Below are 16,366 nucleotides of genomic sequence, written 5' to 3'. Positions count from 1 at the left end.
GGGAGCATTCCCGGCCTGACTGGGGTCTTTACGCGTAGGGCGAGTGGGGCTTGAACCCACGACCCAGGGATTATGAGTCCCTTGCTCTAACCAACTGAGCTATCGCCCCCTGCCACCACCGCCCGGTGGTGCTGCGGCCCTTGCCATCCTAATGGAAACCAGCGTCCCGGGCTGCAACGACGCAGTCCACTCAGGCCGGGAGGAAGTCGTCGGCCTTGGCACCCTGGTACAGCGCTTCGAAGATGTCCATCGTTTTGGCCTCGCTGTGCTGTTCGGCCTTTTTCAGTCCGGCGGCCCCCATCCGTGCGCGTGATTCGGGGTCGAGCGCGAGGATGGCGTCCAGCTTGCCGGCCAGTTCGCGGGCGTTGCCGGGCTCGAAGAGGTAGCCGTTGACGCCGTCGTCGACCAGGTGCGGAAGGGCCATGGCATCGGCCAATACGACGGGCGTCGAGGCGGAAAGCGCCTCGAGCGTCACCAGCGACTGCAGCTCGGCGGTCCCCGGCTGGCAGAACACATCGGCCTGGAGGTAGGCGGTGCGCAGTGCCGCGTCGTCGATGTGCCCGGTGAAGTGGACGCGGTGCTTCACGCCTAGTTCCGCGGCCCGGCGCTCGAGCGGCTCGCGCTGTTCTCCCGAGCCGATGACGGTCAGGTGCGGCGCCGGCTCCGCGGTGGTCTGTGCCAGTGCCTCGATGAGCACATTGACGTTCTTCTCCACGGCCAGACGGCCGACGAAGAGGACCATGGGCCAGAGCTTTCCCTCCAGGAATTCGCCGGGCTCAAGCTGGTAGTTGGCCGCATTGATGCCGTTGGACAACGGCAGGACCTTGCTCAGGCGGGCGTGGCGCATCATGGCCCGTGCCGCCAAGGGCGTCGGCGTGGTGACCACGGCCGCCAGGCCCATGATCTTGCCCATGTCCCGCCAGGAGTTGCGGGCCACGATGCGCTTGAACCACTTCGGGAAGGGGAGGAACGGATCGACGTTCTCCGGCATGAAGTGGTTCGTCGCGATGGTCCTGATCCCCCGGCGGGCGGCCTCGTTCACGGCCGCCTGGCCGATCATGTAGTGGCATTGGACGTGCACGACGTCCGGCTTGACCTCATCCAGGATCCGCGCCATGTCACGCTTCGCTTCCCAGGGAAGGCACAGCCTCAGGGTCGATTTGGTCGGCTGGCTGTGCGATCGCAGCCGGTGGACGGTCGCCTCGATGCGGTGCTCGACGGTCCCGGGTCCGTTGACCTCGCGGGCGGCGGCAACGTGGACCGTGTGCCCACGTGCGGCCATGGCGGTGGCCAGGCGGTGGGAGAAGACCGCCGCGCCGTTGACGTCCGGCGGGTAGGTGTCCGCTGCGATGAGGATGGTCAGGGGTTTGTCACCGCTCACTGGGGGCTGGCTCCTGCTGCTCGGGGGTGGGTACGGCTACTGGTCGGCTGCGTCGGGCCGGCTGCTGTCGTGCCTACTGCGGGGTCATCCCCCCCGAAGGCGCCTGCCGGCGTCGTGCTTCTTCCTGGCGTTGCAGGACATCTGGGTGATGCCGTGACAACGCAATGACACCCACGATAGCAATGAGGGCGGCCCCTACCATGGACATTGCCACGACCGGGTGCACGTCGGGTCGCAACTCGCCCAGGATGCCGACCCCGATGGCGATGCCGATCATGGGGTCGATGACCGTCAGCCCGGCGATGACCAGGTCCGGTGGGCCGCTGGAATAGGCATTCTGCACGCAGTAGGTTCCCAGCAGGCCGGCCACGGCGACGGCGACGATGACGTACCAGGCGATGTTGCCCAGGAACTTGCCATTGGGGTCCATCAGCCCGATGGCGATGGTGCGCACCAGCACGGCGACAAATCCGAAGAGAACGCCGGCCCCCATGATGTAGACGAAGGCCCCGATGCGGTGCCGGAACGTGACCAGGATGCCCAGCAGCACGGCGACGACGACGGCCAGGAGCAACACGGTCGCCAGCTCCTGGGGGCGGCTGACCTCCTGTGTGGAGACGGTGGCGCTGATTGCCAGGAGCACGAACCCGATGCTTCCGGTGATGCAGGCGGTGATGGCCAGCACCGTGGGGCGGTTGATCCTGATTCCCTGGTCGCGGGAGTTGACCACGGTAGTGATCACCAGGGCGATCGCACCAATGGGCTGGACGACGGTCAGGGGCGCGGAGGCCAGTGCGTAGACGTTGAGCAGGGAACCAAAACCCATCAACAGCAGGCCCGTCAGCCAGCGGGGGTTAGCCAGCATGCGCAGGATACCGCGCGAGGACACGGCGAGCCCGCCGCTGCTGGCACGTACGGCACTGCTCTGGCGCTGGGTGCCAAAGGCCAGGAAGAAGGCGGCAGCGACCGCGCAGCAGACCGCTAGCCAGACCATGTTCCCCCGGACTTCAGGGTGTGCGCCTTGCGCCGGGCCTGCCGGAAGTAGAAGACCGCGGCCACGACGTGCAAAAGGCAGCCGATGCCGAGCAGCACGGTGGCGAGGCCTTCGACCATCGCGCTCTCTGCGGCATCCACCTGGCTGAGCAGCAGCAGGGGCGTGCCGACCAACAGCAGTGCCGTCCGGATCTTGCCGAGGTTGCTCACGGGAAGGTTCGGGCTGCCGTGGAAGAGGACGAGGGTGTTGATGATCAGCACGACGTCCGGGATCACGATTGAGTAGACGAGCCAGGCCGGGGCGATCCCGTCAACCACGAAAACGATGACGACGACGATCAGCGCCAGCCGGTCGGCCACAGGATCCAGCCATTTTCCGACCGTCGAGATCTGGTTCAGCCGGCGGGCCACATAGCCGTCGATCCAGTCCGTCGCCCCGAGCGCGACCAGCACGATCGTGGCCCAGGCATAGTGGTCGGCGGCCACCATCCAGATGAAGACGGGGACGAGTCCGAACCGCAGGACGGTGATCAGGTTCGGAACAGTCCAGAAAGTGGTGAGCACACGGTATTCGATGTCATCACGGCCACCGGCGCCGATGATCTTCACGCGTGCTTCCCCTTTCGCTGCCGTCCCCGGCCGGCCCCGAGGCCCACTTGGTGCCGATTCGACCGCCGCCTTCAGCTGGGATGATGCGGGACCGGCCCGGTCAGGATTTGCGGAGCTTGCGCACAAACGCCGCCAAGGCGACCAACGATGCCCCCATCACGGCCAGCGGCTGCCAGCGGTCCCTGAACAGCTGCGAGGCGTCCGACGGCGGCTGCTGGTGGATCCTCTCGTCCAGCGCATGGCGGGCGCGCAGCTTGCCATCCTGCGCGTACGTCTTGGCCGTCGCCGACTTCTCCTTGGCCTGGCGCTTCACGTCGAGCTTCGGGGCCAGGTCGTCGCGGACCTCGGCCAGATGCTCGCGGCGGGCCTGCGATCGCTTGAGCAGCTCGTGGTAAGGGACCGGTGCCGGCTTGTCCTTGTCCTTCTCGGCCTTTTTCTTCTCCGCTTCGGCGGCCTTGTCCTCCTTCGACTTCTTCTCGTCCAGGGTGGACGGATCGAAGGAACGGCCCTCCTTGAGCACGCCGAGGTCGTACTTCACGCCACGGATGGCATCTTCGGGAATCAGGGGGAGTTGCTTCTTGATCTTTGCGATACCGACCAGGGCAAGGATTGCGGCGATCACCAGGAAAAGTACGGCCACCATGAGGGCTGCAAGCCATGGTTTGAAGACCAGGCCGAGCCCGAGGATGCCGGAAGTTATGAGGGCGACCACCATGAACGCCAGGAACACGACGGCGACCAGGGCGAGGCCGGCTCCGATGCCGGCCTGGATACCCTTGGTTTTCATCTGGGTAATGGCCAGCTGGACTTCATCGTTCAGCTGCTTGGGCACCAATCGGCCAACAAGCTTGATCAACCCGCTGAACGACGACGGGCGACGTCCGGACGTTGTTCGTGTCATCCTGGTCCTCCTTCGGTGGCGGCCCAGATGGGCCTGTGCACTCAAAAACCTACCATCTTGGGCGACATGGGGCGCGTGCTCGGGGGCCGTGGGCCACAGGGCACCTCCGTCGATACCGCCCCGGGATAGGCTAAGGAGCGTGCCCGGCCCCCGTCGGCCATCGAATTCCAGTCCCGCCCCGACCTGAGGATGCTCGTGCCCGGAGCCCCCGTGCCCACCCCCGATCGCCGAGCCAAGGTCCTGCGGATCGTGGTGCTGGGCATGCTCACCGCGTTGGGGCCGTTCACCATCGACCTGTACCTGCCCGCCATCCCGGCCCTGCAGCTCGACCTGGGCATCACCGAGGCGGCCGCCCAGCTGACCTTGACCGGAACGGTCTTCGGTTTCGCCGCCGGACAGCTGCTGGTCGGTCCCCTCAGTGACCGGTTCGGCCGTCGCGGCCCACTCATCGCGGCCACGGCGCTGCACGTGGTGGCGTCCACCGGTGCCGCCCTGTCCGAGGATCTGGGTCCGTTGATGCTCTTCCGCGTCCTGCAGGGCATCGGGGCGGCCGGAAGTTCGGTGGTCGCCATCGCGATGGTGCGTGACCTCTACAACGGGCTCCGGTTGGTCAAGATGATGAGTTACGTGGCGTTGGTCAATGGCATGGCGCCGATCTTCGCCCCGGTGATCGGTTCCCAGCTCCTGCTGCTCACCGACTGGCACGGCATCTTCGGGGCCCTGGCGGGATACGGCATCTTCGCTTTCGCCACGGCCGCGCTGCTGCTCAGCGAGTCGCTTCCGCCGGAGCGGCGTCCCACGACCGGGCCGAATCTCCTCAGACGCTATTCGCTGGTGCTGCGGGACCGTGTCTTCGTGGGACTGCTGTTGGTGGGCGGGTTGAACTTCTCGGGGCTGTTCTCCTACTTGTCCGCGTCACCGTTCGTCTTCCAGGACGTGTACGGGTTGAACGAGCAGGCGTACGGACTGTTGTTCATGGTCAACTCGCTCGGGGTGGTCGCCGGCGTGCAGACCAGCGCCCGGCTGGTCCATCGGTTCGGTGCCCAGTGGATCATCGCCGGGGCCACCATCGCCCAGGTGTTCTTTGCGTTGTGCATCGTCGCCGGTGACCAGCTCCACCTGGGGTTCTGGGGAACGGCAGTCCCGCTGTGGTTCTACATCTGCGCCACCGGGTTCAACTTCCCGTGCATCCAGGGACTCGCCCTGCACCGCCATGGAGCCCATGCGGGAACGGCCGCGGCGTTGCTCGGCGCCGCGACGTTTGGGTTCTCCGGTGCGGTCTCCCCCGTGGTCGGACTGCTGGGCGTGGGCAGCGCCACCCCCATGGGGTCGGTCATGGCGGTGTGCATCCTGTTGGCCATCGCGGCCCTGTGGCTGGTGGTCCGCCCGCGGCAGGTGCCGCGCATGACCTGAGCAGAAAAAGGGGCGCCCGACCCGCCGTCATGGCGGGGCGGACGCCCTCTGCTGGCTCCCCCGACTGGACTCGAACCAGTAACCCTTCGATTAACAGTCGAATGCTCTGCCAATTGAGCTACGGGGGAATGAAGCGAGTAAAACTTTAGCAGGAGGGTCGGTGAATTCCGAATCGTGGCCCGGCTTTCAGCGGCTTGTCCCGGTCAGCCGGCGGGCGCGCACTGCCGGAGTTTCCGGTACATCTTCTTCATTCCATCTGCCGGTCGGATCGGCTGGGGCCAGCGGGGGTGCAGGTCGTCGCCGAGGGTGACGCCGCGCAGGCGCCGCCCGAACATCGGGAAGACCCACTGGCGCGCCCATTCGACGTCACGCATCAGGGCCTGGCGGGCGGTCACCCGTTCGGCCGGGCCGAAGGGCTCGAATGCGAGTTGGTGTTCGACGCCGAGGATCTCCAGGATCCGGATGGCCAGGTACCTGTGGCCGGCACGGTTCATGTGGAGCTTGTCCGTGTCCCACATGCGGCGGTCCCGGTAGACATCCCAGGCCCAGTAGTCCACGAGGGTGGCGCCGTGTTCGGCGGCCAGGTCGCGCACGTGGGCGTTGAAGACCTGGTTGCGTCGGCGCATCGGTTCGAACACCGGATGCAGGGGGATGTCGAACCCGGTGAACAATAGGACCTGCGCCCCCGAAGCGCAGAGGCGCGCGACCGCCCGCGAGTACTCCTCCAACAGAGCGGGCACGTCTTGTCGGAGCTCGAGCAGGTCGTTGCCCCCCGCATAGAAGGTGATGACACTCGGCTCCATGGCCAGTGCCGGCTCGATTTGTTCCTCGATGATGCCGCGAAGCCGCCGGCTGCGGATGGCCAGGTTCGCATATTCCCACTCCGGGTCGGCCTTGCCCAGCTGCTTGGCCACGCGGTCCGCCCAGCCCCGGACGCCGTTGGGCAGGCGCGGTTCCCAATCGCCCACGCCCTCCGTGAAGGAATCGCCGATCGCCACGAGCCTTTTTGCCATGTCCGCGATGCTACGGCCGGCGCATCGCCACCCGGCGACGCCGCCGCGAACGCACGGCGAACAACGGGTGTCCGGCTGCCCATGGGTGCTGCGCCGGCCGGATCAGGCGCGTTCGACGGGGCCGATCACCAGCCGGCGGCCCGACCTGATCCAGTACAAGCCCTCGGCACGCCGCTCGACGGATGTCGCGAACCGGTATCTGTAGGTCAGCACCCGGATGCGTGTCGGAGGACTCCCCCGAAAGGGGTCCACGCGCAGCATGCCCAATACCGCGGGGTCCGCTTCCAGGAACCTGGCCAGCAGGGCGTGGAACCAGCGCTGGTGGAGCGATCCCAGCGGCAGGAACCACATCATCCAGTCCAGGCGCAGGTGGTAGGGCGCGAATTGCCGCGGCCTGCGGCGGGGGTCGCCGGGCTTGCCGTGGAATTCGTATTCGCGCCACGCCTCCGGTTCGCCAGGGGCCCCCCGATCGTGCGCGCCCTCGATGACCACCTCGATACGCTCGCGGGTGATGCTGCCGAAGGCGCCGTAGGCGTTGCCGAGCTGCCAGCGGTTGAAGCCCGCGTTCATCAGCTGGCGCCGGGAGAACAGGTTGCGCAGGGCCGGGAACCCGGCAGCGGCCAACAGCACGGTTGCGGCCAAGACGAGCACGATCCACCACGGAGGCCCCATCTCCGCCGTCCCTGCTTGCAGGGCGGCCTTTCCCGGCAGGAACGGGACGACGGTGCGGAAGGTGGTGTCGTTGACGGCGCAGCAGGCCAGGACGATGGTGGCCCAGTTCAGCCAGGCGAAGTTCCCCGAGGCGACCAGCCACAGTTGGGTGACGATGATGACCGCTGCGGCCAGGGACGCCACCGGCTGTGGGACGAAGAGCAGGAACGGGACGGCGAGCTGGGCCACATGGTTGCCGGCAGCTTCACAGCGGTGCCACCAGCGCGGAGCCAGATGCGCGCGGCGGCTGAGCGGCCCGGGCATTGGCTGGGTCTCGTGGTGGTAGTACAGCGCGGTGAGATCCCGCCATGCCGGGTCCCCGCGCCATTTGATCATGCCGGCACCGAATTCCAGCCGGAAGACCAGCCACGCGGTGAGCAGCAGGATGGTCCGTGGCGGGTCGACCTGGTGTGAGCCGAGGAGCCCGACCGTGAATCCGGCCTCGAGCAACAGCATCTCCCAGCCGAACCCGTAGAAGACCTGCCCGATGTTCACGATCGACTGGTACAGGCCCCACAGCAGCAGGAAGCCCAGCAGTGGCAGTCACGCCGGGCCCGATTGCGGTAGACCGGCGACCAACGTTGCGGCGATGGCGATGCCCACCCAGCAGACGACGATCAGCTTTCGGTCCGAATACCCCCAACGGCTGAACACCGAGGGGCCCCGCGCGCCGGGTCCGGCGAGGAGGCGCGGAGCCGGCAGCAGGCCGTGGTCGCCGAGAAGGGGCCGGAATTGGTTCAGCGTCGAGGCAAAGGCCACGATGAACAGAGCGGCGACCCCGCGTTGCAGGATCTCCCGAGCCATCCAATAATCGGATGCTGCCAGCCAGTCCATGCGCCCATCGTAGGTCCGGGGGCCGGAACGGGGCATCCGTTCGCGCAGTGGGCAGCCACATCGGCGGGAAAACAGGACGTCCCCGCCACGAGGGGTGGCGGGGACATCCAATATCCGCTCCCCCGACTGGACTCGAACCAGTAACCCTTCGATTAACAGTCGAATGCTCTGCCAATTGAGCTACGGGGGAAAGCAACAGATACGACTATACAAGAGCCCGGCCGGGGTTGCTAAATCGCCGCCTCCTGCCGGGGCTAGTCCTGCCGCAGGGCCCGCCGACGCAGTTCCAGTTCCATCAGCTCCCGGTTGATCCGCTGGTAGCCATCGGGGTCGGAGACGGGGTCCATGCGCTGGAGCTGGCCGAGCCGGTCGGCCTTCTGGTGGGTGATCTGCAAGTCGAACAGCCGGTTCATGATGCCCTGGCAGTATTTGGTCAATCCGTCCTCGGAGTTCGCCGGCAGGGGGTTGACCGCGAGCTCGGAGACGAAGGACCGCAGCGGTTCAGGGACCTCCTGTCGGATGGACTCCACCCATTGGGCAGGGGTGGCCCCGGCGGCTCCGGCGGCCCGGACGGCATCGTGGACGGCCGCATGCACGGGGGCCAGGAACCGGGCGGCATAGAACGCCTGCCACTGGTCCGCACTGAGCAGGCCGGGCTGCTGCAGCACCACCTCCAGGGATTCGCGTTCCATGCGGGTCACGGGGTCGCGCAGGTCGGGACGGTCGAAGGCCGGCTGCGAGGTCTCGGCTACGACGCCGGAACCGGTGTACCCGGATTCCGGGCCATATCCCGGGGCCCGGTTTTGCGTCTGGCCCCGTTGCTGCTCGCGCCCTGGTGTGCGGACGTCGCCGCCGGCCCGGGAACCCCGGTCGTGGCCCGGGTGCTGCTGTCCGGATGCACCGGCTTCCCGGGACCGCTTGGCAGCGGCACCGACGGCGCGGTTGACGTCTTCCATGTCCATGCCCAGCCAACCGGCCAGTTCACGGGAGTAGGCAGGGCGCATGGCCGAATCGCGGATGGCCGCCACGATGGGTGCCGACGCGCGCAGGGCCTGGACCCGTCCCTCGACGGTATCCAAGTTGAACTTCTTCAGGCCGGCCCGGATGGCGAACTCGAACAGTGGCCGCTTGGAGGCGATGAGCTCCTGGACGGCCTCCGGGCCGCGGTGCTGGCGCAGTTCGCAGGGATCGGCCCCCGTGGGTTCGACGGCCACGTAGGTCTGGGCGATGAAGCTCTGGTCCTCGTCGAAGGCGCGCAGGGCGGCCTTCTGCCCGGCGGCGTCACCGTCGAAGGTGTACACCACCTCACCGCCGGTGCCGTCGTCCTGGAGCAGGCGGCGGGCGATCTTGATGTGGTCGGCGCCGAAGGCGGTGCCGCAGGTGGCCACAGCGGTGCCGAGCCCCGAGAGGTGGCAGGCCATCACGTCGGTATAGCCCTCGACGACGATCAGCTGCCGGTTCTTGGTGATCTCGCGCTTGGCCAGGTCCACCCCATAGAGGACCTGGGACTTCTTGTACAGCTGGGTTTCCGGGGTGTTCAGGTACTTCGGGCCCTGGTCGTCTTCGAAGAGCTTGCGCGCCCCGAAGCCGATGGTGGCACCGGTCAGGTCACGGATGGGCCAGATCAGACGGCCGCGGAAGCGGTCGTAGATGCCGCGGTTTCCTTCGGAGAACATGCCGGTGAGCTTCAGTTCCTCATCGTGGAAACCCTTGTGGCGCATGTGCTTGAGCAGCGGATCCCAACCGCGGGGTGCATAGCCGACACCGAAGTGCTCGCAGGCGGCCCGGTCGAAGGCCCGGTCGGAGAGGTACTTGCGTCCGGTGGCCGCCTCCTCGGTGAGCAGCTGCGCCTGGAAGAACTCCTCGGCGACTTTGTGGGCATCGAGCAGGCGTTGCCGGCGGCCCACCTCCTGGCGGTTGGGCCCGGTTCCGCCGTCTTCGTAGTGCAGTTCGAAACCGATGCGGGCGGCCAGGCGTTCGACGGTCTCGGAGAACGTGGTGTGGTCCATCTTCTGGATGAAGGAGATGACGTCGCCGGATTCGCCGCAGCCGAAACAGTGGAACGTGCCGACCTGGGGCCGGACATGGAAGGAGGGGCTGCGTTCGTCATGGAACGGGCACAGTCCCTTGAAGGAACCGATGCCTGCCGAGCGGAGCGTGACGTAGCCGTCGACGACTTCCTTGATGTCCGTGCGAGAGCGGACCTCGTCGATGTCTTCGCGTTTGATCAGGCCGGCCATGACGACCAGTCTAGTGCCCGGGCCGGGAGGCGCTCCCCCGGCGACCGGGGCCTGTGGACCGCCGGCCCGCGGTTCCGGGTGACCGGGGCACCCGGGGTGCGTTCCGGCGTCGTGCTAGAAGAGCTCGAGGCTGAAGGAGTGGCCCTGGACGAGCGTGGCGTGCCATTCCTTGGCCGAGGAATCGGTGAGGCTGGCGACCTGGTCGATGACCGCGCGCAGGCGCCCGGCGTCGTCGGCGGCGGCGCGCCAGTCCTCGGAGAACAGCGGGTCCAGGTAGCGGTCGCCGGTGTCGTTGAGCAGCACGACGAGATCGCCGAGGACCTCGAGCTGGCGCTGGTAGATCGGCTGGCGCTCCTGGCTGGTCATCACGTAGGCGGCGGCCAGGCCCTTCATCGCGGCGATCTCGTGGTCGGTCTCCTCGGGCACGATGAGCTGGCCGTTGAAGCGGGTCAGCCGCGTGGGCCCGTAGACGGCACGGGTGGCGTCGAAGGCGGACTGGCAGAACCTGCCGATGAACTGGCTGGTCATGTCCTTCAGCGCCGCGGCCCCCTTGCGGGACTGGTCGTAGTGCTCGACCCATTCGCCGGTGGACTCCAGACGCGACAGGGCGGCGTCGATGGTGGCCTCGTCGACGTCGGGCAGGTACCAGCGCCGGGTGCAGTCGATGACGCGGGCGCGCTGGTCGGCGTCGCGGATCCAGCGCAGCTGGAAGCGGCCGGCGACGATGGCGTCCTCGACATCGTGCACGGAGTAGGAGATGTCGTCGGCCAGGTCCATGACCTGGGCTTCCACGCACTTCTGCCGGGGTTCCGGGGCCACGGTGGCACCGCCGTCGTGCCCGGAGCGCAACCAGGCGAAAACGGGATGGTCGTCCTCGTAGACCCCGAACTTGCCGGTCTGCTTGCCGTTGCGCACGGGGGCATCGTCGCGGCGCCACGGGTACTTGCAGGCGGCGTCGAGGGTGGCCCGGGTCAGGTTCAGCCCCGCCGGCGAGCCGTCGTCGCGGAACTTCTTGGTTTCCAGCCGGGTCAGCAGCCGCAGGGTCTGCGCGTTGCCCTCGAACCCGCCGATATCGGCGGCGAGCCGGTTCAGGGCCTTCTCCCCATTGTGGCCGAACGGCGGGTGGCCGAGATCATGGGAAAGGCAGGCAGTGTCGACCACGTCCGGGTCGCAGCCAAGTGTTGCGCCGAGTTCGCGGCCGACCTGGGCGACCTCCAGCGAGTGGGTGAGGCGGGTGCGCACGAAGTCGTCCGAGTAGGGGGCGACGACCTGGGTCTTGGCGCCGAGGCGGCGCAGGGCCGAGGAGTGCAGGACGCGGGCGCGGTCGCGTTCGAAGCTGGTCCGGTACGACTTCTTTTCCGGTTCGGCGACCCATCGTTCCTGGTCGAAGGGGGTGTAACCGGCCGGATGGCGGCGCAGGTCCCGTTCAGCCACCCGACACGTCCAGCTCGGCGGCGGAGATCTGCGCCCGGTGCTCCTCGCCCAGGGTGCGGCTGTCCAGCCAGCCATCGGGCAGGTGCGTCCTTTTCGGGGATCCGGCGCGGCCGCGCGGGCCTTCGGCACCTTCGCCCGGGTAGGGGGCTTCCGGGTCAAGTTGGGCCAGCAGTTCCGCCAGGACCTCGAGCGTGGGCACGGCGGCCAGGGCGGCGCGCAGCTCCCCGCCGACGGCGTATCCCTTGAAGTACCAGGCGACGTGCTTGCGGATGTCGCGCAGGGCCTTGGGCTCGTCCTCGAAGTAGTCGACGAGGAGTTCGGCGTGGCGGTAGAAGCTCGCGGCGACCTCGGACAGGCCGGGGCGGAAGCGGGTGGCGGACCCCTCGAAGGCGGCCTGGATGTCGCCGAAGAGCCAGGGCCGGCCCTGGCAGCCGCGGCCGATGACGACCCCGTCCACGCCGGTCTGCTCGACCATGGCGATCGCGTCTTCGGCGCTCCAGATGTCGCCGTTGCCCAGCACCGGGATGTCCGGCAGGGCGTTGCGCAGTTCGGCGATCGCGTTCCAGTCGGCGGTTCCGGAGTAGTGCTGGCCTGCGGTGCGCCCGTGCAGGGCGACGGCGGCGACGCCGGCGTCCCGGGCGATCTTGCCCGCCTCGATGAAGGTCAGGTGGTCATCGTCGATGCCCTTGCGCATCTTGATGGTCAGCGGGATGTCGCCGCGGGCGGCTTCGCGGGTGGCGGCCTGCACGATGGCGGTGAACAGGTCGGTCTTCCATGGCAGGGCCGCTCCCCCACCGCGCCGGGTGACCTTGGGGACGGGGCAGCCGAAGTTCAGGTCGATGTGGTCCGCACGGTCCTCCTCCACGATCAGGCGCACGGCGGCACCAACGGTGGGCGGATCCACCCCGTAGAGCTGCACGGAGCGGATGCCCTCGTCGTCGTCATGGGAGATGATCCGCATGGACTGCTCGTTGCGCTCGACCAGGGCGCGGGAGGTGACCATCTCCGCCACGTACAGCCCGCCGCCGTATTCGCGGCAGAGCCGGCGGAACGCGGTGTTGGTGATCCCCGCCATCGGGGCCAGGACAACGGGGGTGTCCACGGTGAGCCGGCCGAGCTGCAGTGGAGGCAGCGCCAGCTTCGGCGGGGTCTGGGTATCGGGGGAAATCACGCTCACCCCCCTATTCTCTCAAAGCCGTCCAAATCCTCCGAACGCTGCACGTCGGCTGGGGAAAGCGGAACCCCACCACGCGCAGACGGCGGCGCTCCCCCCGCAAGGGGAACACCGCCGTCGTGCCCGGTGATCCGCGGGCCGGCTCCGGGTGGGTGCTAGTTGGCGACGATGATCGTCGTCGTCACCACGGTGGCCTGTCCGGCGGTGATCAGCTCATCGGTCAGGTCCGAGAGAGGGGCCATGGCATCGTCGACCTCGAGCTTGACCGGGTACTGGTGGGCCAGCATCGCCAGCAGACCGCGGACGGCCTCGCGGGCGTCGGAATCCGACAGCGTGGGATCCCAGCCCATCAGCACATCGGCCGGGGCATCGATGCGATCCGGCTCGTAGCTGATCGCGAAGGAGAGGATCCTGCCGCCGGCGTCCTTGGGCTTGTCGCGCAACACGATCGCTCCCTTGGCACCGGTGGCGTCATTGAGCAGCATGGTCTGGGCGCGGCCCAGGGTCATCTGTGCGCGGTCCCAGTCGTGCACGGCGTTGTAGTAGTCGGCGACGACCTGCGTGAGCTCGACGGATCCGGTGGCCGCCTCCTCCAGGGTGAGGCCGTCCTCGTCGAACACGGGCAGCTTCAGCGCGCCCGGCTCCACGATGACCCCGCGCGAACGCATGACCTGCTCCTGGCCCAGCGAGGAGGTGAAGGCGGCGGCGGCCTCGCCCTCGGAACCCTCGACCGTGTAGCGGGACTTCAGCGCGGTGACTCCCGACGGTGCCGGGAATTCGCGCAACCGGCGCAGCAGCTCGGTGGCCACACCCTGCCGGCGCAGGGCCGGGGCGACCTCGACGAAGAGCCACAGCCGTTCGGGGTGCAGCGAGGACTCGAAGAGCGTACCGGCGCCGACCGGCACCCCGTCATCGACGGCGACGAGCGTGCGCGCCCAGGGGTCGTCGCTGTCGGCGCGCAGCATGGTCCGGTCGATGTGGGCCTGCGGCGTGGACGGATCCCCGAGGATCTGCAGCAGCGCCAGGTCATCGCCTTCTTGCCACGTTCGGTAGGTGAGGTTGCTCATGTTGCTCCTGAAACTGATGGGAAGGGGGGAAAGAACCACGGGCCGGCTGCCGTGGGGCAGCCGGCCCGTCAGGGGTCAGGCTCCGAGCAGTCGCCCGGCCAGGTAGGACTTCACCTGGTCCAGGGCGACGCGCTCCTGGCTCATGGTGTCGCGTTCACGGATGGTCACGGCCTGGTCCTCGAGCGTGTCGAAGTCGACCGTGATGCAGAATGGGGTGCCGATCTCGTCCTGGCGGCGGTAGCGGCGGCCGATGGCACCGGCGTCGTCGAAATCGATGTTCCAGTGCTTGCGCAGCTCGGCGGCCAGCGCCTTGGCCTTGGGCGACAGCTCCTCGTTGCGGCTCAGCGGCAGCACCGCGGCCTTGACCGGGGCGAGCCGCGGATCGAGCTTCAGAACGGTGCGCTTGTCGACGCCGCCCTTGGCATTGGGGGCCTCGTCCTCGGTGTAGGCGTCGACGAGGAAGGCCATCATCGACCGGGTCAGGCCGAAGGAGGGCTCGATGACGAACGGGGTGAACCGCTCACCCGTGGCCTGGTTGAAGTAGCTCAGTTCGGTGCCCGAGCCCTTGGAATGGGAGCCGAGGTCGTAGTCGGTGCGGTTGGCCACGCCCATCAGTTCGCCCCATTCGGAGCCCTTGAAGCCGAAACGGTATTCGAAGTCGATGGTCCCTGCGGAGTAGTGCGCCCGCTCGTCCTCGGGGACGTCGAACTGGCGCATGTTCTCCGGGTTGATGCCCAGGTCCAGGAACCAGGCCCAGCAGTCATCGACCCACTCCTGGAAGTACTTCGGCGCATCCTCGGGGGCGGTGAAGTACTCGATCTCCATCTGCTCGAACTCGCGGGTGCGGAAGATGAAGTTGCCGGGGGTGATCTCGTTGCGGAAGGCCTTGCCGATCTGGCCGATGCCGAACGGCGGCTTCTTGCGCGAGACGGTGAGCACGTTGTTGAAGTTCACGAAGATGCCCTGCGCGGTTTCGGGGCGCAGGTAGGCCAGGCCCGTCTCGTTGTCCACGGGGCCCAGGTAGGTCTTGATCAGGCCGGAGAACAGCTGCGGTTCGGTCCAGCCGCCCTTGGTTCCGCAATCCGGGCAGACGATCTCGGACATGCCGTCCTGCGGCTCGCGCTTCTTCTTCTGCGTGAACGCCTCGATGAGGTGGTCCTGGCGGTGGCGCTTGTGGCACTGGGTGCATTCGACCAGCGGGTCGGTGAACGTGGCCACGTGACCGGAGGCTTCCCAGACCTGCTTGGGCAGGATGATCGAGGAGTCCAGGCCGACCATGTCCTCGCGGCCGCGCACGAAGCTCTGCCACCACTGGCGCTTGATGTTGTCCTTGAGTTCGGCGCCGAGGGGTCCGTAGTCCCACGCCGAGCGCGAACCACCGTAGATCTCACCGGCCTGGAAGACGAAGCCGCGCCGTTTGGCGAGGGAGATGACCTGGTCGAGCTTGGACTGGGGCGCCATGAAATTAACTCCAATGGTTCACGGGCCGCTGGTTGCGGTCCGTAACGGGGCAGGGATACCGGTCCAGCCTAACGCGAGCCCGACGTCGCCGGGCAATTGGTGGCTACTGCCGGGGCGTGCGCACCCGGGGCCTGTGTCCGGTGGGAATGCTGGCCAGTACGACGGCGACCAAGGTCAGCACAGTGCCCAGGACGGTGGCGACCGCCACCACGGTGCCCGGTGCAGGCAGGATGATGTCGATGGCCAGGGAACCGATCAGTTGCCCCGCGATCATGCACAAGCCGGAGACCAGGACGCCGAGCGATTTCACCAAGAGTGCACCGATGGCAATGAATACGCACCCGAAGACGCCACCGGTATAGAGCCACCACTCGGAGGGGAAGTCGAGGTGGCGCGGCGAGGCCAGGGACGTCACGCCCCAGAGGATGAACAGTGCCGTTCCGCCGGTGAGGAAGTTCACCAGCGTCGCGGTGATCGGCGTGCCGTAGGCGGCGGTCTGCGTGCCGTTCATGGCCTGCTGGAACCCCATGAACAGTCCGGCACTGAAGGGCATGAGGACCGGGATGAGCCACACCAATCCACCGGCCGACGTTTCGAGCCGCGGCGAGACCGCCCACAGCACGGCGATGATCATCAACACGGCTCCGGCCATCCGCCGGGCGGTGACGAAGCGCTTGCCTCCGGGGCCGAACCCGACACGGTCGACCATCAACCCGCTGATGGTCTGTCCGGTCACGATGGCCACCGTGAAGAGGGCGACGCCGATCAGCGGGACGGCATGGCTTTGCCCGAAGACGATGTAGCCTCCGCTGAGTCCGGCCAACAGGTACCAGCGAGGGAATTCGCGCCCGGCCACGGCCCGGCGCATGGCGGCCAGCCCGGCCCGGCCATGGGGCAGGAGGACGGAAACCAGGACCATGATCACCGTGCCGCCCGCGAAGCTGATGGCGGCCGCCGCGTTGCCGTCGCCCATCTGCTCGGACAAGGCGCCATTGATCCGGCCCTGGATGGGCATCATCAGCCCGCCGAGGATGGCGAGGGCCAAACCGGCCCAGAGGGGAAGGTGTCGCGCGGTGGAGACCGACGCCGTAGCAGAGTTCATCGCAGGTCATGCTAGCCGCGCATTGGCGGGCTG

Annotated in this window: 12 protein-coding genes, 3 tRNA genes and 1 pseudogene; 1 reads left to right on the top strand and 15 read right to left on the bottom strand. The window is 67.7% G+C overall.

Annotated elements, in window-relative coordinates; all coding sequences use genetic code 11:
• Nucleotides 1-35: 35 nt before the first annotated feature.
• The 5 genes from AC1MEQ_RS16325 to AC1MEQ_RS16305 all read right to left on the bottom strand — a co-directional run bounded on the left by AC1MEQ_RS16325 (nucleotide 36) and on the right by AC1MEQ_RS16305 (nucleotide 3,884).
• Nucleotides 36-109 (bottom strand) — tRNA-Ile (locus AC1MEQ_RS16325).
• 81 nt (nucleotides 110-190) lie between these two features.
• The gene (locus tag AC1MEQ_RS16320) at nucleotides 191-1,381 is read right to left on the bottom strand and encodes a glycosyltransferase (protein ID WP_479792196.1); all 1,191 of its coding nucleotides are present in this window, start codon (nucleotides 1,379-1,381) and stop codon (nucleotides 191-193) included.
• Between the two features lie 73 nt (nucleotides 1,382-1,454).
• The gene (locus AC1MEQ_RS16315; protein WP_479792194.1) at nucleotides 1,455-2,375 is read right to left on the bottom strand and encodes a DMT family transporter; all 921 of its coding nucleotides are present in this window, start codon (nucleotides 2,373-2,375) and stop codon (nucleotides 1,455-1,457) included.
• Nucleotides 2,363-2,983 carry a CDP-alcohol phosphatidyltransferase family protein gene (locus AC1MEQ_RS16310; RefSeq protein ID WP_479792192.1) on the bottom strand — a complete coding sequence of 207 codons (621 nt, stop codon included), beginning with the start codon at nucleotides 2,981-2,983 and terminating at the stop codon, nucleotides 2,363-2,365. Before AC1MEQ_RS16310 ends, AC1MEQ_RS16315 begins: the two co-directional genes overlap by 13 nt.
• Nucleotides 2,984-3,083: 100 nt before the next feature.
• Nucleotides 3,084-3,884, bottom strand: a complete 801-nt coding sequence (locus AC1MEQ_RS16305; protein WP_479792191.1) for a phage holin family protein — start codon at nucleotides 3,882-3,884, stop codon at nucleotides 3,084-3,086.
• A gap of 189 nt (nucleotides 3,885-4,073) precedes the next feature.
• Between AC1MEQ_RS16305 and AC1MEQ_RS16300 the strand changes: the two genes are divergently transcribed.
• The gene (locus AC1MEQ_RS16300; protein WP_479792190.1) at nucleotides 4,074-5,297 is read left to right on the top strand and encodes a multidrug effflux MFS transporter; all 1,224 of its coding nucleotides are present in this window, start codon (nucleotides 4,074-4,076) and stop codon (nucleotides 5,295-5,297) included.
• Nucleotides 5,298-5,349: 52 nt separating this feature from the next.
• Here AC1MEQ_RS16300 and AC1MEQ_RS16295 read toward each other — a convergent pair.
• The 10 genes and pseudogenes from AC1MEQ_RS16295 to AC1MEQ_RS16250 all read right to left on the bottom strand — a co-directional run bounded on the left by AC1MEQ_RS16295 (nucleotide 5,350) and on the right by AC1MEQ_RS16250 (nucleotide 16,333).
• Nucleotides 5,350-5,425 (bottom strand) — tRNA-Asn (locus AC1MEQ_RS16295).
• Between the two features lie 75 nt (nucleotides 5,426-5,500).
• Nucleotides 5,501-6,310, bottom strand: a complete 810-nt coding sequence (locus AC1MEQ_RS16290) for an SGNH/GDSL hydrolase family protein (protein WP_479792188.1) — start codon at nucleotides 6,308-6,310, stop codon at nucleotides 5,501-5,503.
• Nucleotides 6,311-6,412: 102 nt separating this feature from the next.
• Nucleotides 6,413-7,855, bottom strand: a pseudogene (locus AC1MEQ_RS16285) (lipase maturation factor family protein).
• A 117-nt stretch (nucleotides 7,856-7,972) separates the two neighbouring features.
• Nucleotides 7,973-8,045: transfer RNA gene (locus AC1MEQ_RS16280), tRNA-Asn, on the bottom strand.
• A gap of 64 nt (nucleotides 8,046-8,109) precedes the next feature.
• Entirely contained in the window at nucleotides 8,110-10,095 is a 1,986-nt protein-coding gene (gene dnaG, locus AC1MEQ_RS16275) for a DNA primase (protein WP_479792186.1), read from the bottom strand.
• A 114-nt stretch (nucleotides 10,096-10,209) separates the two neighbouring features.
• Nucleotides 10,210-11,529: a deoxyguanosinetriphosphate triphosphohydrolase gene (locus AC1MEQ_RS16270; RefSeq protein WP_479792183.1), complete on the bottom strand. Its 1,320-nt coding sequence runs from the start codon at nucleotides 11,527-11,529 to the stop codon at nucleotides 10,210-10,212.
• Nucleotides 11,522-12,700, bottom strand: a complete 1,179-nt coding sequence (gene dusB, locus AC1MEQ_RS16265) for a tRNA dihydrouridine synthase DusB (RefSeq protein ID WP_479796161.1) — start codon at nucleotides 12,698-12,700, stop codon at nucleotides 11,522-11,524. The genes AC1MEQ_RS16270 and dusB overlap by 8 nt, the downstream gene beginning before the upstream one ends.
• Before the next feature lie 158 nt (nucleotides 12,701-12,858).
• Nucleotides 12,859-13,770 carry a GNAT family N-acetyltransferase gene (locus AC1MEQ_RS16260; RefSeq protein ID WP_479792180.1) on the bottom strand — a complete coding sequence of 304 codons (912 nt, stop codon included), beginning with the start codon at nucleotides 13,768-13,770 and terminating at the stop codon, nucleotides 12,859-12,861.
• Between the two features lie 75 nt (nucleotides 13,771-13,845).
• Nucleotides 13,846-15,231 carry a glycine--tRNA ligase gene (locus AC1MEQ_RS16255; protein WP_479792178.1) on the bottom strand — a complete coding sequence of 462 codons (1,386 nt, stop codon included), beginning with the start codon at nucleotides 15,229-15,231 and terminating at the stop codon, nucleotides 13,846-13,848.
• Nucleotides 15,232-15,334: 103 nt separating this feature from the next.
• Nucleotides 15,335-16,333: a DMT family transporter gene (locus AC1MEQ_RS16250; RefSeq protein WP_479792177.1), complete on the bottom strand. Its 999-nt coding sequence runs from the start codon at nucleotides 16,331-16,333 to the stop codon at nucleotides 15,335-15,337.
• Nucleotides 16,334-16,366 lie beyond the last annotated feature (33 nt).

Source organism: Arthrobacter sp. ASL1 (assembly GCF_056680475.1).
This window is presented reverse-complemented; position numbering and strand designations above follow the sequence as displayed.

Excerpts from the sequence above, each read along its gene's own strand:
- AC1MEQ_RS16315 (WP_479792194.1), bottom strand. The coding sequence starts at position 2,375 with ATGGTCTGGCTAGCGGTCTGCTGCGCGGTCGCTGCCGCCTTCTTCCTG.
- AC1MEQ_RS16305 (WP_479792191.1), bottom strand. The coding sequence starts at position 3,884 with ATGACACGAACAACGTCCGGACGTCGCCCGTCGTCGTTCAGCGGGTTG.
- AC1MEQ_RS16300 (WP_479792190.1), top strand. The coding sequence starts at position 4,074 with ATGCTCGTGCCCGGAGCCCCCGTGCCCACCCCCGATCGCCGAGCCAAG.
- AC1MEQ_RS16290 (WP_479792188.1), bottom strand. The coding sequence starts at position 6,310 with ATGGCAAAAAGGCTCGTGGCGATCGGCGATTCCTTCACGGAGGGCGTG.
- dnaG (WP_479792186.1), bottom strand. The coding sequence starts at position 10,095 with ATGGCCGGCCTGATCAAACGCGAAGACATCGACGAGGTCCGCTCTCGC.
- AC1MEQ_RS16260 (WP_479792180.1), bottom strand. The coding sequence starts at position 13,770 with ATGAGCAACCTCACCTACCGAACGTGGCAAGAAGGCGATGACCTGGCG.
- AC1MEQ_RS16255 (WP_479792178.1), bottom strand. The coding sequence starts at position 15,231 with ATGGCGCCCCAGTCCAAGCTCGACCAGGTCATCTCCCTCGCCAAACGG.
- AC1MEQ_RS16250 (WP_479792177.1), bottom strand. The coding sequence starts at position 16,333 with ATGAACTCTGCTACGGCGTCGGTCTCCACCGCGCGACACCTTCCCCTC.